At 69.1% G+C, this 14,998-nt stretch carries 18 protein-coding genes; 4 read left to right on the top strand and 14 right to left on the bottom strand.

Translation table 11 applies throughout. The annotated features are described in order from the left end of the window. Nucleotides 1-75 precede the first annotated feature (75 nt). The 5 genes from IY392_RS01450 to IY392_RS01430 form a co-directional block, all read right to left on the bottom strand. Nucleotides 76-747, bottom strand: a complete 672-nt coding sequence (locus IY392_RS01450) for a DNA-3-methyladenine glycosylase I (RefSeq protein ID WP_107757533.1) — start codon at nt 745-747, stop codon at nt 76-78. A gap of 127 nt (nt 748-874) precedes the next feature. Next, the gene (locus tag IY392_RS01445) at nt 875-1,570 is read right to left on the bottom strand and encodes a hypothetical protein (protein WP_107758245.1); all 696 of its coding nucleotides are present in this window, start codon (nt 1,568-1,570) and stop codon (nt 875-877) included. Nucleotides 1,571-1,581: 11 nt separating this feature from the next. Beyond that, nucleotides 1,582-2,343: a trimeric intracellular cation channel family protein gene (locus tag IY392_RS01440; protein WP_107757534.1), complete on the bottom strand. Its 762-nt coding sequence runs from the start codon at nt 2,341-2,343 to the stop codon at nt 1,582-1,584. 10 nt (nt 2,344-2,353) lie between these two features. After that, nucleotides 2,354-2,920, bottom strand: a complete 567-nt coding sequence (locus IY392_RS01435; protein ID WP_231750381.1) for a GtrA family protein — start codon at nt 2,918-2,920, stop codon at nt 2,354-2,356. Nucleotides 2,921-2,950: 30 nt separating this feature from the next. Then, the gene (locus IY392_RS01430) at nt 2,951-4,021 is read right to left on the bottom strand and encodes a glutathione S-transferase family protein (RefSeq protein ID WP_107757536.1); all 1,071 of its coding nucleotides are present in this window, start codon (nt 4,019-4,021) and stop codon (nt 2,951-2,953) included. Between the two features lie 102 nt (nt 4,022-4,123). Here IY392_RS01430 and IY392_RS01425 point away from each other — a divergent pair, with 102 nt between their 5' ends. Continuing rightward, complete coding sequence (locus IY392_RS01425) at nt 4,124-5,146, top strand: DUF2332 domain-containing protein (protein WP_107757537.1); 1,023 nt, start codon at nt 4,124-4,126, stop codon at nt 5,144-5,146. Nucleotides 5,147-5,162: 16 nt separating this feature from the next. On the opposite strand, the gene IY392_RS01420 is transcribed toward IY392_RS01425, so the two are convergent. The 4 genes from IY392_RS01420 to ectA form a co-directional block, all read right to left on the bottom strand. Further along, entirely contained in the window at nt 5,163-5,990 is an 828-nt protein-coding gene (locus tag IY392_RS01420; RefSeq protein ID WP_194860339.1) for a PIG-L deacetylase family protein, read from the bottom strand. Between the two features lie 130 nt (nt 5,991-6,120). Then, nucleotides 6,121-6,543 carry an ectoine synthase gene (locus tag IY392_RS01415; protein ID WP_017835758.1) on the bottom strand — a complete coding sequence of 141 codons (423 nt, stop codon included), beginning with the start codon at nt 6,541-6,543 and terminating at the stop codon, nt 6,121-6,123. Nucleotides 6,544-6,581: 38 nt separating this feature from the next. After that, a complete protein-coding gene (gene ectB / locus IY392_RS01410; protein WP_182613228.1) occupies nt 6,582-7,877 on the bottom strand; it encodes a diaminobutyrate--2-oxoglutarate transaminase in 1,296 nt (431 codons plus the stop codon). A 72-nt stretch (nt 7,878-7,949) separates the two neighbouring features. Continuing rightward, nucleotides 7,950-8,462: a diaminobutyrate acetyltransferase gene (gene ectA, locus IY392_RS01405; protein ID WP_031264540.1), complete on the bottom strand. Its 513-nt coding sequence runs from the start codon at nt 8,460-8,462 to the stop codon at nt 7,950-7,952. A 178-nt stretch (nt 8,463-8,640) separates the two neighbouring features. On the opposite strand from ectA, the gene IY392_RS01400 reads away from it, so the two are divergent. Beyond that, complete coding sequence (locus IY392_RS01400; RefSeq protein WP_107757539.1) at nt 8,641-9,066, top strand: pyridoxamine 5'-phosphate oxidase family protein; 426 nt, start codon at nt 8,641-8,643, stop codon at nt 9,064-9,066. Between the two features lie 52 nt (nt 9,067-9,118). On the opposite strand, the gene IY392_RS01395 is transcribed toward IY392_RS01400, so the two are convergent. Together IY392_RS01395 and arsB are read right to left on the bottom strand one after the other, a co-directional pair. Next, the gene (locus IY392_RS01395) at nt 9,119-9,565 is read right to left on the bottom strand and encodes a low molecular weight phosphatase family protein (RefSeq protein WP_107757540.1); all 447 of its coding nucleotides are present in this window, start codon (nt 9,563-9,565) and stop codon (nt 9,119-9,121) included. Further along, a complete protein-coding gene (gene arsB / locus IY392_RS01390) occupies nt 9,562-10,710 on the bottom strand; it encodes an ACR3 family arsenite efflux transporter (protein ID WP_194860338.1) in 1,149 nt (382 codons plus the stop codon). The genes IY392_RS01395 and arsB overlap by 4 nt, the downstream gene beginning before the upstream one ends. A gap of 79 nt (nt 10,711-10,789) precedes the next feature. Here arsB and IY392_RS01385 point away from each other — a divergent pair, with 79 nt between their 5' ends. Further along, nucleotides 10,790-11,164 (top strand): metalloregulator ArsR/SmtB family transcription factor, encoded by a 375-nt coding sequence (locus tag IY392_RS01385; protein WP_107758247.1) that lies wholly within the window; start codon nt 10,790-10,792, stop codon nt 11,162-11,164. A gap of 6 nt (nt 11,165-11,170) precedes the next feature. Here the strand turns inward: IY392_RS01385 and IY392_RS01380 are convergent, their stop codons facing one another. Both IY392_RS01380 and IY392_RS01375 read right to left on the bottom strand, forming a co-directional pair. Then, nucleotides 11,171-11,914: a low molecular weight phosphatase family protein gene (locus tag IY392_RS01380; RefSeq protein WP_370446316.1), complete on the bottom strand. Its 744-nt coding sequence runs from the start codon at nt 11,912-11,914 to the stop codon at nt 11,171-11,173. 71 nt (nt 11,915-11,985) lie between these two features. Then, nucleotides 11,986-13,500: a SulP family inorganic anion transporter gene (locus tag IY392_RS01375; RefSeq protein WP_194860337.1), complete on the bottom strand. Its 1,515-nt coding sequence runs from the start codon at nt 13,498-13,500 to the stop codon at nt 11,986-11,988. A gap of 100 nt (nt 13,501-13,600) precedes the next feature. Here IY392_RS01375 and IY392_RS01370 point away from each other — a divergent pair, with 100 nt between their 5' ends. Continuing rightward, nucleotides 13,601-13,954, top strand: coding sequence for a MerR family transcriptional regulator (locus IY392_RS01370; protein ID WP_194860340.1), 354 nt, complete (start codon nt 13,601-13,603; stop codon nt 13,952-13,954). On the opposite strand, the gene IY392_RS01365 is transcribed toward IY392_RS01370, so the two are convergent. Next, nucleotides 13,955-14,998, bottom strand: a complete 1,044-nt coding sequence (locus tag IY392_RS01365) for an ArsO family NAD(P)H-dependent flavin-containing monooxygenase (RefSeq protein ID WP_194860336.1) — start codon at nt 14,996-14,998, stop codon at nt 13,955-13,957.

Below are 14,998 nucleotides of genomic sequence, written 5' to 3'. Positions count from 1 at the left end.
GGCGGGAGCCCTCGCCGGCACCACACCCGGGCTCCCGCCCCGCGCCGACCTGCCCGGACTACCCGAGTCGCCCCCTCAGCCCGGACCGCCGGGCTGAACCCGGCCCCCTGGTGTGATCCCGGGCAGTCCTCCGCTCGACCAGATGCCGGAGGTCCCCCGACGATGCGAGCTCACGAGATGGGTGTCGACGACGCCGATGGCCTCCATCAACGCGAACACCGTCACCGGACCCACGAAGCTGAACCCCCGCCGCTTGAGCTCCCGGGCCAGCGCCTCCGATTCCGGTGATCGGCTGGGGACCTCGCTCATCGTCCTGGGTTCCGGGGTGGTCTCCGGCCGGTACGACCAGATCAACTCGCCCAGACCGCCCTCGGCCCGGAGGGAGATCACGGCGCGCGCATTGCCCACGGCCGCGTCGATCTTGCGACGGTTGCGCACGATCCTCTCGTCCGCCATGAGCCGGGCGACGTCGGCGTCGCCGAACTCCGCGACCGCGTCCGGCGAGAACCCGGCGAACGCCTCCCGGAACGCCGGACGCTTGCGCAGGATCGTCAGCCAACTCAGGCCCGACTGGAACCCCTCCAGGACGAGTCGCTCGAAGAGACCGGCCTCGTCGTGGACCGGCATCCCCCATTCGGTGTCGTAGTATTCCCGCAGCAACGGGTCCCGCGCCGCCCACGGAGGTCGCATCAGTCCGTCCTCGCACCGGACCGCGCCGTCTGCCCGATACACCTGATCTATCGTCATGCTCTCCCCCTACGGAGTCGTGGACCACCCTCCACGGTGGTCATCGTCACCCTAGGAAGCGGCTCCGACAAGACCCCGGCCGCGGAACGATCAGGCCATGGAACGATCCGGCGACGCCGTGATGCGGTTACGCCAGCACCCCGCTGAGCTGCACGATGCGCACCGTCGCCAGGAGCATGAGCGCCACCCCCACGACGAGCGTGAGCATCCGACCGGCCACGCGACCGCGGGCGAGGAATCGGTCGATCCGGCGGGTCGCCGCGGCGACTCCGGACGAGTCGACGCGCGACAACGTGACGATCAGCGCCGTGCTCGGCAGGATCGCGATGACCGCGAAGAACAGGATCTGGAGGAGCTTGGACCACCAGGGGGTCTCGGCGAAGGAGATGAGGACCATGCCCGCAGCGAACGGCGCCGACGTGGCCGACTGGATGACGCCCAGCGAGATGCCGGTGGCCATGATGCCGAAGCGCTGCAATACGGTCTGGGCGAGCGGGGCCTCGACGCTGTCCTCTTTGGCCTCCGCCGGCCTGCGCAGTCCCAACACGGTGATCACCACACCGACCACCCCCATGACCACCATCGCCCAGAGGTTGTAGAACAGGCTGCGCACGAACTCCTGGTTGTTGCCGATCACCCACACCGACACCAGTGAGAGCAGGACGATGCCGCAGAACGCCCCGCCGGTGAACCGGGCGGCACGCGGGGTGAAGCCTCCCCCCCGCCCGGCGGCCGTGAGCCACAGTCCGGCGATCACGGCGAAGGCCAGGAGGTTGACGGAGTCGACTGCCGCGAATCCCAGCAGGCTGAGGTAATACTGCACGACGGCACACACTACCGGCGGAGACCCGGTGGGCCATCCCGGTAGTCGTCGACGTCCTCGTCCCGGCGGGGCTCGTCGTCGTCGCCCTTCATCCGGCCGGGACGGCCGAACACCGGCCGGTCGCGCCGCAGGCGGGTGTCGATCCCCCGCATGCTCCATCCGCGCATGGGGGCCGGGACACGCCACTGCAGACGCCACGCGACCATCCGGAACGTGAAGGTGAACGCGGACAACGCCGCCGCCGCGACCGGGCCCCACGTGTCGGTGGACACGGCCAGCGCGGTCAGCGCGGCACCGGTGGCGGCGGGGATGACGTACAGGTCGGAGCCGTTGAACACGGCCGGGATCTCGTTGGCCACGACATCGCGGAGCAGGCCCCCGCCGACCGCGGTGACCACCCCGAGTAGCAGCGCGGAGGCGACGGGCATCCCGTGGTCGAGCGCCCGGGCGGTACCGAACGTGCAGAACAGCCCCAGCCCGGCGGCGTCGAAGACGATGATCAACGTCCGGACGCGGTGCAGGTGCGCGCCCAGCAGGTACACCACCGCGGAGGCGACGAACGGCGGCACCAGCAGGACCGGCTGGGCCAGGGCCAGCGGCGTGACCCCCAGCATGACGTCACGCATGATGCCCCCGCCGAGCCCGGCCAGCAGGCCCAGGACCAGGCCACCGGTGATGTCGATGTTCTTGCGCGCGGCCAGCAGACTGCCGGACAGGGCGAAGAAGAACACCCCCACGAGGTCGAACCACAGCAGCAGGGTCGAGGACTCCACGACCGGTCCCCTAGACCACCGCGTCCGCGGTGGAGCGGGCGTGGTGGCGCCGCCGCACGGAACGGAACGTCCACAGCTTGTTGACGACGAAGTTGATCGGCATCGTGATGAGGATCGTCAGCAGCTGACCCCAGTACTCCCGGGAGTGGATGCCCGCGTCCTCGTGGAACCACGGCTCCGGAAGGTAGAGCGGCGAGGTGGGGTTGGTGAAGGCCAGCTTGATGAAGATCCCCGCGGCGGCAGCGACCGAACCGACCAACAGGAACGGCCAGAACTCCTGCATGACCGGGGCCTTGTGCCCCTTACCGAACGTCCAGTGCCGGTTGAGCAGGAAGTTGTAGAGGTTGGCCACGAGGAACGCGACGATCCACACCAGGGTGGTGAAGCGGAAGTTGTAGTCCGTCCCCGCGAACGGGAACAGGATGTCCTGCGCGTTCTGGGTGCCGCCGTTGGCCCTGTTCATCAGGACCGTGACGATCATGTTGACGACCATCCCGGATCCGCCCACGATCCCGAACATGAGGAACTGACGGGCGTTTCGTCGATAACGACCTAGTTCGGACGGGGCCGGGTTCACAGCGAGCCAGTCTAGGCCCACGGGAGGAATCTAGTCCGCTCCGTGGCCCTCCGGGACGCGCTCGGACGGATCCTCGATCGGCCCGGGGGCGGTGCCGTCACCGAACGGGCGGCCACCCAACTCATCGCGGTGGTGCGGGGTGAGCAGGCCGGACAGGTCGGGCCCCTTGGGCACGATGCCGGTGGGGTTCACGTCCCGGTGGACGTTGTAGTAGTGCTCCTTGATCTGTGGGAAGTCGCAGGTGTCGCCGAACCCGGGCGTCTGGAACAGGTCGCGGAGGTAGCCCCACAGGGCCGGCATCTCCGTGATCTTGTTGCGGTTGGCCTTGAAGTGACCGTGGTAGACGGCGTCGAACCGCACGAGGGTGGTGAACAGTCGGATGTCCGCGACCGTGATCGTGTCCCCCGCGAGATAGCGGCGGGTCGTCAACCGCTCCTCGAGACGGTCCAGTGAGGCCCAGAGCTCGTCGTAGGCCTCCTCGTAGGCCCTCTGCTCGGCCGCGAACCCGCAGCGGTAGACGCCGTTGTTGACGGTGGGATAGATCCACGAGTCCAACTCGTCGATCTCGTCGCGGTGCTCCTCGGGGTAGAGGTCCGGCGCACCGGCGCGGTGGAAGGCGGACCACTCCGTGAGCAGATCGAAGTTGAGCTTCTGATAGGCGTTGGTCACGACCGACGTGGTGGGGAGGTCGACCAGCGCCGGCACCGTGATGCCGCGCGGGTAGTCGGGGATCCGGTTGAAGTACGCCTCCTGGAGGCGGTGGATGCCCGTGACCGGGTCCTTGCCGTCCGGGTCGAGGTCGAAGACCCAGGAATTGACGTCGTGGGTCGGGCCGGCCAACCCCATGGAGATGGCGTCCTCCAGGCCCATCAGACGCCGGACGATGATCGAGCGGCTGGCCCACGGGCACGCGCGGGCCGCCATGAGGCGGTACCGCCCCGCCTCGACGGGCCACCGCATCTCGCCGACCTTGTCGCCCACCGGGTCCGATCCCGCCGGGAGATCCGCCACCACCCGGTCGTTGATGTAGGTGGCGTCGCGGACGAACTCACCGTCCTCCGAGGCGTTCTTGGCTGCGATGAACTCGGTGTCGTCTGCCATGGGATCTCCTGCGGTCGTCGTCGCGGCAAGTGATTGATGCATCACCAACGTACCTGGTGTCGGAACCACGCGCCACCGGAGCCGGTGTGCCACGCTGACCACATGGACTCCGCTCACGTCGACGACGTGCCCACCCGCTACGCCGAGTTCGCCGAATTCGAGGTCCGCGGCCGCACGCCCGTCTACCTGGCGTGGGCACGGGGAGTGGCCGAGGATCCGGCCACGTGCGAACTCATCGGGAGCCTTCCCCGGATCAAGAGACAGCCCGCGTTGGTCTTCGCCTCCGCGCGGCACGCGGGCGCGCCCGAGACCGAGGACTACGCGGTGTTCCGGGAGTTCGTCCACAACCATTGGCACGAGATCGAACAGATCGCACTCACACACTCGACACAGACCAACGAGGCCAAGCGGTGCGCGGTGCTCCTGCCGTTCCTCTCCCTCATCCCCGGCCCGCTCTCCCTGGTGGAGATGGGCGCCTCCGCCGGCCTGTGCCTGTATCCGGACCGGTACGCCTACCGGTTCTCGCTGGACGGCGGTCCCACCCACGAACTGCGACCACCGGGGTCCGGCACCGGCTCCCCGGTCTCCGGCGCCCCGGTCCTCGACTGCGCCCTGCGCGACGGCGTCCTCCGCCCACGGTCACTGCCCGACGTGGTCCACCGCGGCGGGGTGGACCTGTCCCCGATCGACCCCTCCGACGCCGACTCGAGGGCCTGGCTGCGGAGCCTGATCTGGCCCGGACAGCACGCCGAGCGGGCGCCACGTCTGGAGTCCGCACTCGACATCGCCGCCGCGGACCCGGCGCACATCATCGCCGGCGACCTGGTCGAGAGGCTGGAGGACTCCGTGGCCGCCTGCCCCGCGGGGTCCACGCCGGTGGTGTTCCACACCGCGGTACTCGGATACCTCGAACCTCCGGCCCGCGCGGAGTTCGTCCGCCGGGTCTCGGCGCTCGACTGCATCTGGATCTCCGTGGAGGGGGTGACACTACTGCCCGACGTCGCCGAGCAGGTCCCGGAGTCGATCCGACGTCACAAGGGCATCTTCGTCGTCGCCGTCAACGGTCGTCCACTGGCCACGGCGCACGGCCACGGCGACTGGGTCCGCGCACTCGACGTGCCCTGAGTTCGACGCACCCCGGTCAGTCGAACGGCCACTGTCTGCGCATCGGCCGGTCGAGCCCCGGCTCGATGAGGTACTCGGTCCCGAACGCCGCCGCGTAGACCTCCTTCGGCAGGGCCAGCATCATGCCGATGTCGCTGGTCTGACTGGCGTGGCACTGCATCGCGCGCCGCTTGAGCTCCAGTACGTCCGCGGGCAGGTCGATCGCCCACGCGATCTCCGACTGCGGGACCCCGACCGGCAGTCCGTCGTCACCAGTGAGGATCATCCGTCGCAGCTCGGCCACGTCCATTCCGCCGGCCGCGAGTGTCTCGAGGAACTCCGCGGCCTCGGGACTGTCGAGCATCTCGAGTTGCGCGTCCTGATTGGTGGTGGCCTCCAGCAATCGCGGTCGACGGGCCGCCACCCCCACCGCGCGGCGGGCGATCCGGTGGACGGCCAGGTGATCGGGGTGCCCGTAGTTCCCGTGGTGGTCGTACCCCACGAGGACGTCGGCGTCCTCCCTGTCGAGGATCCAGGCGAGACGGCCGGCGGCGTGGTCGGTGTCGGCGCTGTGCAGGGACAACGGGTCGTCGTTCTGCGCCCATCCGGTCATGCCCGAGTCGCGGTACCCCAGCCAGTCGATCCGGGCGACGCCCAGGACGTCCGCGGCGGCCCGGGCCTCCCCGCGCCGGTGCTCCACCAGGTCCCCGTCGTCTCCGAGGTGATCAGGTCGCTGACCGTGGTCGCCGTCCGTGGCGAAGACCGTGACGACGCGATGGCCACCGCGCGCGGCGACGGCCATCATCCCGGCGGTCTGGGACGTCTCGTCGTCGGGGTGGGCGTGGAGGAAGACGATGGTCGACACCCGGACATTCTGCCCTGCCCGCCGGCCGGGTGTGCGCCCGGAATGGACCGAACCCGACGCGCATCCCCTCTCGTCTCGTGCGATCCGGGCGCGCACGCCGAAGAGGACACGCGGACCCGGCGGTGGCGCCCTACTTCTCCCGGACGACCGTTCCGTCGTCCTGGAGGCGAAGCAGCGGGTAGATGCCGTTCTCGTCGTGGTTCTCGTCGCCGACGACCGGCGGGTTGAAGACGCAGAGCATCTGCATCTCCTCCTCCACGATCACCTGGTGCTTCTCGTGACCGTCCAGGAGGTACATCGACCCCGCCTCGAGGGGGTACTCCTCGCCGTTGGTGAGGTCCCGCAGCGTGCCCTTACCCCGGGTCAGCCAGACGGCCTCGATGTGGTTGGCGTAGTGGAAGTCGTTGGTCGTGCCGGCGGCGATGGTGGTCTCGTGGAACGAGAATCCCACCCGGTCGTCGGCCAGGACGATGCGCTTGGACTCCCAGTTGCCGTTGTTGCCCTTGATGTGGCGCTCGGTGTCGGTGATGCCTGCGGTCGTGCGAACGATCATGAGGTGCCTCCTCGGGAAGGGGGATGGTCTGGATGCGCTCAGACGTACTGCTGCGCCAGGACGTGGTCGACGGCCTCGTAACAGATCTCGATGCCGCGGTCGCGCTCCTCATCGGTCAGGGTGAGCGGCGCGAGAAACTTGACCACCTCGTCGCTCGGGCCGGCGGTCTCGACGAGCAGGTGATTGTCGAAGCACCGGGCCATGACCTGGCCGGCGAGATCCGCGTCCTGGAGGAAGGCGATGCCGAAGGCCATACCGCGTCCACGCAGCTCGAGCTTGCCCTCGTACTTGTAGACCAGCGGGGAGAAGCGTTCGCGCAGGATCCGGCCGTTCTCGAGCGTGCGGTTCTGCAGATGATCGTCCGACCAGTACTTGCGCAGCGCGACGTCTGCGGTGACGAACGCCATGTTGTTGCCGCGGAAGGTCCCGTTGTGCTCGCCGGGGGTCCACTCGTCGAGGTCGCGACGGAAGAGGGTCAGTGCGAGCGGGAGCCCGTACCCGCCGATGGACTTCGACAGGGTGACGATGTCCGGCTTGATCCCCGCGAACTCGAACGAGAAGAACTCACCGGTCCGTCCGCACCCCATCTGGACGTCGTCCACGATGAGCAGGATGTCGTGGCGGACACAGAGCTCGTTGAGCGCCTGCAACCACTCGGCGCGCGCGGCGTTGATGCCGCCCTCACCCTGCACACACTCGACGATCACGGCCGCCGGGCGGTTCATGCCCGAGCCGGAGTCGACCAGGACGCGCTCCATCCACTGGAAGTCCTCGGTCACGCCGCCGAAGTAGTTGTCGTACGGCATCGGCGTGGCGTGGACCAGCGGGATCCCGGCACCGGCGCGCTTCATGGAGTTACCCGTGACGGACAGCGACCCGAGGGTCATGCCGTGGAACGAGTTGGTGAAGTTGATGATGGCCTCACGCCCGGTGACCTTGCGGGCCAGCTTGAGCGCCGATTCGACGGCGTTGGTCCCGGTCGGCCCGGGGAACATGACCTTGTAGTCGAGTCCCCGCGGCTCGAGGATCGTCGAGGAGAAGGTCTCGAGGAAGGCGCGCTTGGCGACCGTGTACTTGTCGAGCGAATGCGTGACGCCGTCGCGCTGGATGTACTCCAGGAGAGCGGCCTTCATGTCGTCGTCGTTGTGGCCGTAGTTCAGCGCGCCGGCACCACCGAAGAAGTCGAGGTACTCCTCGCCCTCCACCGTGGTGAGCGTCGTGCCCTTGGCGGTGTCGAACACCACCGGCCAGTTGCGGGAGTAGCTGCGCACCTCGGACTCGCGGTCCGAGAAGATGTCCGTGTTGGAGCTCGTGTCGTGCGTGGACTCGGTCATGGTCTTCTGATCACTCCAATGAAGAGAAAGGGCGGGCAGCGGTGGCGGGCCGGACGGCCCGTGCGCCGACGGCTAGGAAATCGTGTAGAGGTCTTCTCGCTCGTGACCCTCCCCGAGCAGCTCGGAGCTCAGGTAGTCCTCGCTGGACAGCGTCATGCCCCGGTCACGCGCGACCGCGCCGAACGTGCGCTGGGACGCCTCGTTGTCCGGGCTGATAGTGGTGCGCAACCGCACGACACCTCGCTCGGCCAACCGGTCCATCAGGCTGTGGAGCAGCCGCGCGGCCAGACCCTTGCCTCGCTGGTCCGCGTCCACGCCCACCTGCCAGACGAAGATCGTGTCCGGCTCCGAGGGTCGCAGGAAGCCGGTGACGAAGCCGACCACGCGGCCTTCCACCTCGACCACCACCGAACTCTCGGAGAACTCCGCTCCCCACAGCACGTAGGCATAGGAGGAGTTCAGGTCGAGTACTCCGCTGTCGCGGGCGATCTCCCACATGCGATTCCCATCAGCCGCGGTGGGCGGACGGAACATCGCGTCGGACGAATCAGGGTTACGGGGTGCTTCTCGTTCTCCTGGGTTCATAGGTATGACCCACCGTAGTGACGGCGACCGGTTGCTGCATCGTGGTTCGCCGGATCGTTACCTGATTGACGGGCGAGTCCGCAGGTGGTCAGCCCGCAGTGATGTCGGTCACCCGGTGTGGGCCCTCCGAGAGGTCGGCACTCTTCCGTCCCGGCCACGCACCTGGGAGGATATCGTCATGGACGACAACCCGATCACAGAATTCGACGAGGGCCGGTCGCTCGAACTCCTGGCGACAGAGTCGCTCGGCCGTCTGGTCACCGTCACGGGCGGGCGGGCCGACATCTATCCCGTCAACTACGCGCTGTCGACGGAGGGCACCCTCTTCTTCCGCACCGCCGAGGGCAGCAAGCTCGCCGGCCTCACCATCCACCCCGACGTGCTGTTCCAGGTGGACCACATCGAGGACCGGGAGGCGTGGTCGGTGGTCGTCCGGGGGCAGGCCCGGCGGCTGGACGGCTTCGAGGAGATCAACCGCGCCGAGGAACTCGACCTCAAGCCGTGGATCCCCACGCTCAAGTACAACTTCGTGGAGATCACACCCGAGCACGTCTCGGGCCGCGGTTTCCTCTTCGGCGACGAGCCGGAGCGGTACGCCGGTTAGACGCGGGCCCCGGTCGGGCCCCGGACCCCACTGGCCGGATCAGCCGGTCGGATCAGTCGGCGGCCGGGTCGTCCAGTTCCGCCCACAGGCGCCTGACCCGGGCGTCGATGTCGTCGCGGATCAGCGCCATCCGTTCCGGCCCGTCGATTCCCCGCTCGGCGGGCTCGTCGGTGTCCCAGACCTCGATGGCCGCGCGCATCCCGTCGACCGGATCGAGGCGGGCGGCAGTGCCGAGCACGACCACGCGGTCGGCTCGGCGCAGGACGTCGTCGTCCACCGGCTCGGCGACCGCCCCCGACATGTCGGCGCCGATCTCGGCGAGGGAGGCGACCGACTCGGCGTTGGGGGGCTCGCCCAGGGCGGGCCGCGTCCCGGCCGAGTGGATCTCGACGGCGTCCCCTGCGACCCGGCGCAGCAGCGCCTCGGCCATCTGGGACTTACCGCGGTTGGACTTGCAGACGAACAGGACGGTGGGCCGAGGAGTCTGCCGATCGCTCACCGGGGGCCCTCCCCTGAGCTGCGGACGGTGCCGGACGGCGCCTGACGCAGCGCGGTGGGCACGGTGGGATCGTCCTTGAACAGGCGCTTACCGGCCCAGAGACTCACGTAGACGAGCCCGATCAGGACCGGGACCTCGATCAGCGGCCCGACCACGCCCGCGAGCGCCTGGCCGGAGGTCACGCCCCAGGTCCCGATGCTCACGGCGATCGCCAGTTCGAAGTTGTTGCCCGCGGCGGTGAACGCGACCGCGGTGGACTTGGCGTAGTTCAGGCCCGACGCCCGCGCCGCGAGCAGGCTGCCGCCGAACATGAGCACGAAGTACGCGAGCAGCGGCAGGGCGATCCGAGCCACGTCGAGCGGGTTGGCCATGATCGCGTCGCCCTGGAACGCGAAGAGCACGACGATGGTGAACAGCAGCCCGTAGAGCGCCCACGGGCCGATCTTCGGCAGGAACGTCTCCTCGTACCACTCGCGACCCCTGACCTTCTCGCCGTAGTACCTGGTGAGGAACCCCGCGACGAGGGGTATGCCGAGGAAGACCAGTACGCTCAGCGCGATCGCCCACACCGAGAACTGTGCGGTCGTGGTCTCCAGCCCGAGCCATCCGGGGAGGACCTGGAGGTAGAACCAGCCGAGGCCGGCGAACGCGATGACCTGGAACACCGAGTTGAGCGCCACGAGGACGGCGGCGGCCTCCCGGTCCCCGCAGGCGAGGTCGTTCCAGATGAAGACCATGGCGATACACCGGGCCAGGCCGACGATGATGAGCCCCGTGCGGTACTCGGGCAGGTCGGACAGCATGAGCCAGGCCAGGGTGAACATCAGCGCGGGTCCGACCAGCCAGTTGAGCGCGAGCGAGAGGACGAGGAGCCTGCGGTCCCCTGTGACCCGGTGGGTCTCGTCGTAACGGACCTTCGCCAGGACGGGGTACATCATGATGAGCAGTCCGAGCGCGATGGGCAGGGAGACATCCGCCACCTTGACGCTCTCGAGCACCCCGGCGATACCGGGGACGGTCCGACCGAGCAGGAGCCCCGCCGCCATGGCCAGGAGTATCCACACCGCGAGGTAGCGGTCGAGGAAGGACAGTCTGGCGGCGACGTGCTCGCCGGGATCGGCCGGGGCCGAGACCTGGGTGCTCATGCCGTCGACCCTATGGGATTCATCGACGGTGGTCAATGTGTCCTACCGCGGCGGCACACCGGCCGGGTACCCTTCGGTCATGACCTCGCAGGAGCTCGGCACCGTCGCCGTCGCGGATGCCTCGTGCTGTATCGCCGGCGCGAACGGCCCCCTCGGCCAGGCCGAGGCGGAGGCCGCGGCGGCCCGGTTCAAGGCGCTCGCCGATCCCATGCGCTTGCGACTGCTCTCCCACATCGCGGCGGCGGAGTGCACCGACGTGTGCGTCTGCACGCTGACCGAGCCGCTGGGCATCACGCAACCCACGGTGAGCCACCACATGAAGAAGCTGGTCGAGGCGGGCCTGGTCACCAGGGAGCAGCGGGGCCGCATGGCGCACTACAGCATCGTGCCGGAGGCGTTCGCTCAGATCCGCGACATCGTGGACGTCCGGGGGCTCCGTGCCCCTGACACCTAGATCAGCTCAGGATGCTCCCACCACTTTGTCCGCGCCATGTGATCCCGTGAGTCCCGAGGCGGGCGAGCGCGTCGTGGCGACGATCTCCGGCAGGGCCCGGCGGACCCGGGAGTCGATGTCGTCCCGGATGGACCGCACCCGATCGAGATCCTGCCCGGCGGGATCCGAGACGTCCCAGTCCAGGTATCGCTTGCCCGGATAGACGGCGCACGCGTCCCCGCACCCCATGGAGATCACCACGTCGGCGGCCGCCACCACGTCGTCGGTGAGGGGCTTGGGGTACTCCTTGCCCAGGTCGAGGCCCATCTCCGCCATCACGGCCGCGCAGTTCTCGTCGATCCCGGAGCCGGGCAGCGATCCGGCGGACCGCACGTGCACACGCCCCTCGGAGCGGTGCGCCATGAGCGCGGCCGCCATCTGCGAACGACCCGAGTTCTGCACGCAGATGAAGAGCACCTCAGGGACGTCCTTGGCCACTGCTCCGTCAGCCTGGGCGAGCGCCTTGAGCCGGTCGGTGGCGAATCGCCGGGCGATGGAGGGCAGGTGCGCCGTGACCCGCGCGGTGCGGCGGAGCGAGGCGTACGACTCGAAGACCACGCGCTCGACGGTCTGCGGACTGAACACGCCCTCGTAGTGTCGGGCCAGCTCTCGGGCATCGCGCTGGAGCTGCGTCTGGGGCATGAGCAGCTCGGGCAGCGGAGCGTCGTGCACGGATCGGGACATATCGGCCTCCAAGCCTCGTATCGACATCCATCAATATAGACGGCCATCGATACTTTCGGAAGCAGGGCCGGAGGGATTCGCTCGGGACCGGCCCGCACTCAGTGCCTGGCGCCGAGCCTGCCCGAGAGCTTGTCGAGCCGCTCCTTGCTGGCACCGTCGAGTCCGATCACCGTGAGGGTCTTGCCCTTGGCCGCGTACTTCTGCTGCACGGCGTCGAGCGTGGCGACGGTCGAGGCGTCCCAGATGTCGGCGTCGGTGAGATCGAGTACCACGTGCTCGGGGTCGCCGGAGTAGTCGAACCGGTACACGAGGTCGTTGCTGGACGCCCAGAACAGCTCGCCCGTGACCCGGTAGGTGCGGGTGTCGACCGCCCCGTCGTGGTCCGCGTCGAGCTCGGCGACCTTCTCGATGGTCGTCATGTGCGCGACCCGGCGCGCGAACATGATCATCGCCGTGACCACCCCCAGGATCACGCCGATCGCGAGGTTGTGGGTCCACACCGTCGCCGCCACGGTGACGACCATGACGAGCGTCTCCGACAGCGGCATCAGCCGCAGGGTCCGGGGATGGATCGAGTGCCAGTCCATGGTCCCCACCGAGACCATGATCATCACCGCGACCAGGGCGGCCATCGGGATCAGTCCGACGACATCGCCCAGGACGACGACGAGGACCAGCAGGAACACGCCGGCGAGCAGGGTGGACAGCCGCGTCCGTGCGCCCGAGGCCTTGACGTTGATCATCGTCTGCCCGATCATCGCGCAGCCGCCCATCCCGCCGAAGAAACCGGTGACGAGGTTGGCGACGCCCTGACCCCAGCCCTCACGCGTCTTGTCGGAGTGCGTTTCCGTGATGTCGTCGACCAACTTGGCCGTCATCAGCGACTCCATGAGCCCCACGAGCGCCATGGCGAGCGCGTAGGGGGCGATGATCTGCAGCGTCTCCAGGGTGAGCGGCACGTCCGGCAGCAGGAGGGTCGGCAGCGACCCGGGCAACTCGCCCTGGTCGTGCACATTCGGGACGGTCCACCCCACCCAGACCACCACGATCGTCAGGGCCACGATCGCGATCAGGGGCGCGGGGATGACCGTCGTGAGCCTCGGAAAGAACACGAGGACGAGCAGCCCCACCGCCATTAGCGGGTACACCAGCCACGGCACGCCCACCAGGTGCGGGATCTGGGCGGAGAAGATGAGGATCGCGAGCGCGTTGACGAATCCGACCATCACCGATCGTGGGATGAACCGCATCAGCCTCGCAACCCCGAACACGCTCAGCAGCACCTGCAGCACCCCGGCCAGGAGGACCGTGGCGATGAGGTAGTCCAGTCCGTGCTCGAGCACGACCGGCGCCACGACGAGCGCGATCGCTCCCGTGGCCGCCGAGATCATCGCCGGGCGCCCTCCGGTGAAGGCGATCGTGACCGCCATGGTGAAGGACGCGAACAGACCGACCCGGGGGTCGACGCCCGCGAGGATGGAGAACGAGATCGCCTCCGGGATGAGCGCGAGGGCCACCACGAGGCCAGCGAGCACCTCGGTGCGCAGCCGGGCGGGGGAGGAGAACGCGGCGCGGAACGAGGGCAGCACGCCGGTCGGGAACTCGGTGCTCACGGATCACCTACAGTCGGGGACATGACTCTCACACGGCGTGAGAGTAGAAAGCTACCGTAACGGGAGAGTTGTGGGCGGGCCAAGTCGCGGCGAGCAGACCATGAAGATCGGTGAGGTCGCCGAGCGCACCGCGCTGTCGATCCGGAGCCTGCGGCACTACGACGAACTCGGCCTGGTCAGCCCCTCCGCGCACTCCCCGGGAGGGTTCCGCCTGTACACGCCGGAGGACGTCGAGCGACTCCTGCTCATCCGCCGGATGAAGCCCCTGGGGTTCAGTCTGGATCGGATGCGCGACTTCTGCCGGGCCCTGGACCGCCGAGCCGACGACCCGGCGGGATCGGCGGCGCTGATCGCCGAGATCGAGGCGGAGGCCACCGAGCGCCTGGAGCGCCTTCGGACCCACCTGGGGTACGCGGAGGAGTTCGTCGAGATCGTCGCGCGCCTCAGGGCCTGATCACCGGCCGAGAGCTGCGGCCACCGCCGCCTTCGCCCACTGACCGACCCCGATGAGGGTCGCCGATGCCGCGCCACACCAGTCGCCGTAGCCGAGCAGGAACAGTCCGGGCACGTCCGGGACCGCGGGCCCGTCAGTCACCACCCGGCCGCCGGCCCGCGACAGTCCCAGGCCGCGGAGGTGCCCGAGAGCCGGGCGGAATCCGGTGCACCAGATCACCGCGTCGACCGCCTCACGTCGGCCGTCGTCCCACTCCACCCCGCCGGGGTGGAACCGGTCGAACATCGGGGTGGCCACGAGCAGGCCCGCGTCGCGGGCGGCGCGCACCGGGGGGACGACGACGATGTCGCCCAACTCCGCGACACCGCGGCCGCTCCCGGACCGGACCGAGGCGGTGGCGACCCGGAACAACTCCCGTCCGTCGACGTGGTCGGGCAGATAGCGCGGGGGCCCGGCGGTGCACCAGATCAGTTCGCCGTCGCTCTGCTGCAGATGTCCGGCGAGGTCGGCGGCGATCTGCGCGCCCGAGTTCGCACCACCCACCACCACGACGCGCCGACCGTCGAACGGCTCCGGACCCCGGTAGCCGGCACTGTGGATCTGGTGGCCCCGGAAACCCCCGACGCCCGGACAGGTCGGCACGAACGGCCTCGACCACGTCCCGGTGGCACTGATCACCGCGCGAGCACGCCACCGGCGGCCGTCGGCGGCACGGACGACGAACCCGTCCGGATCGTCCCGCTCCACGGCCACGATCCGGACCCCGCGCCGGACGGGTAGCCCGTAGTACTCCTCGTACCCGCGCAGATACTCCACCACGTGGGCCGCGTCGGGGTTCCCGTCGTCCGTCCGGTGCATCCTGCGACCCGGGAGGGACGAGTAGTCGGCGGGCGAGAACAGTCGCAGCGAGGGCCAGGTGTGCGGCCACGCACCCCCCGGTCCGTCGGACGCGTCGAGGATCTCGAAGTTCGCGCCGGCGCGGGTGAGATGGAAACCGGCGGCCAGGCCGGCCTGGCCGCCTCCGATCACCACGACGTCCCTCAC

This window comes from Dietzia sp. SYD-A1, from assembly GCF_015356725.1.
Taxonomy (GTDB): Bacteria; Actinomycetota; Actinomycetes; order Mycobacteriales; family Mycobacteriaceae; genus Dietzia.
Note: the sequence above shows the minus strand (reverse complement) of the source record. Positions and strands in the feature narration are given on the sequence as shown.

What these genes read in the sequence shown, in the direction of transcription:
- IY392_RS01425 (WP_107757537.1), top strand. Translation starts at nt 4,124, where the DNA reads ATGGACTCCGCTCACGTCGACGACGTGCCCACCCGCTACGCCGAGTTC.
- IY392_RS01370 (WP_194860340.1), top strand. Translation starts at nt 13,601, where the DNA reads ATGAAGATCGGTGAGGTCGCCGAGCGCACCGCGCTGTCGATCCGGAGC.
- IY392_RS01380 (WP_370446316.1), bottom strand. Translation starts at nt 11,914, where the DNA reads ATGTCGATACGAGGCTTGGAGGCCGATATGTCCCGATCCGTGCACGAC.
- IY392_RS01385 (WP_107758247.1), top strand. Translation starts at nt 10,790, where the DNA reads ATGACCTCGCAGGAGCTCGGCACCGTCGCCGTCGCGGATGCCTCGTGC.
- IY392_RS01415 (WP_017835758.1), bottom strand. Translation starts at nt 6,543, where the DNA reads ATGATCGTTCGCACGACCGCAGGCATCACCGACACCGAGCGCCACATC.
- ectA (WP_031264540.1), bottom strand. Translation starts at nt 8,462, where the DNA reads ATGAACCCAGGAGAACGAGAAGCACCCCGTAACCCTGATTCGTCCGAC.
- ectB (WP_182613228.1), bottom strand. Translation starts at nt 7,877, where the DNA reads ATGACCGAGTCCACGCACGACACGAGCTCCAACACGGACATCTTCTCG.
- IY392_RS01400 (WP_107757539.1), top strand. Translation starts at nt 8,641, where the DNA reads ATGGACGACAACCCGATCACAGAATTCGACGAGGGCCGGTCGCTCGAA.
- arsB (WP_194860338.1), bottom strand. Translation starts at nt 10,710, where the DNA reads ATGAGCACCCAGGTCTCGGCCCCGGCCGATCCCGGCGAGCACGTCGCC.
- IY392_RS01450 (WP_107757533.1), bottom strand. Translation starts at nt 747, where the DNA reads ATGACGATAGATCAGGTGTATCGGGCAGACGGCGCGGTCCGGTGCGAG.
- IY392_RS01430 (WP_107757536.1), bottom strand. Translation starts at nt 4,021, where the DNA reads ATGGCAGACGACACCGAGTTCATCGCAGCCAAGAACGCCTCGGAGGAC.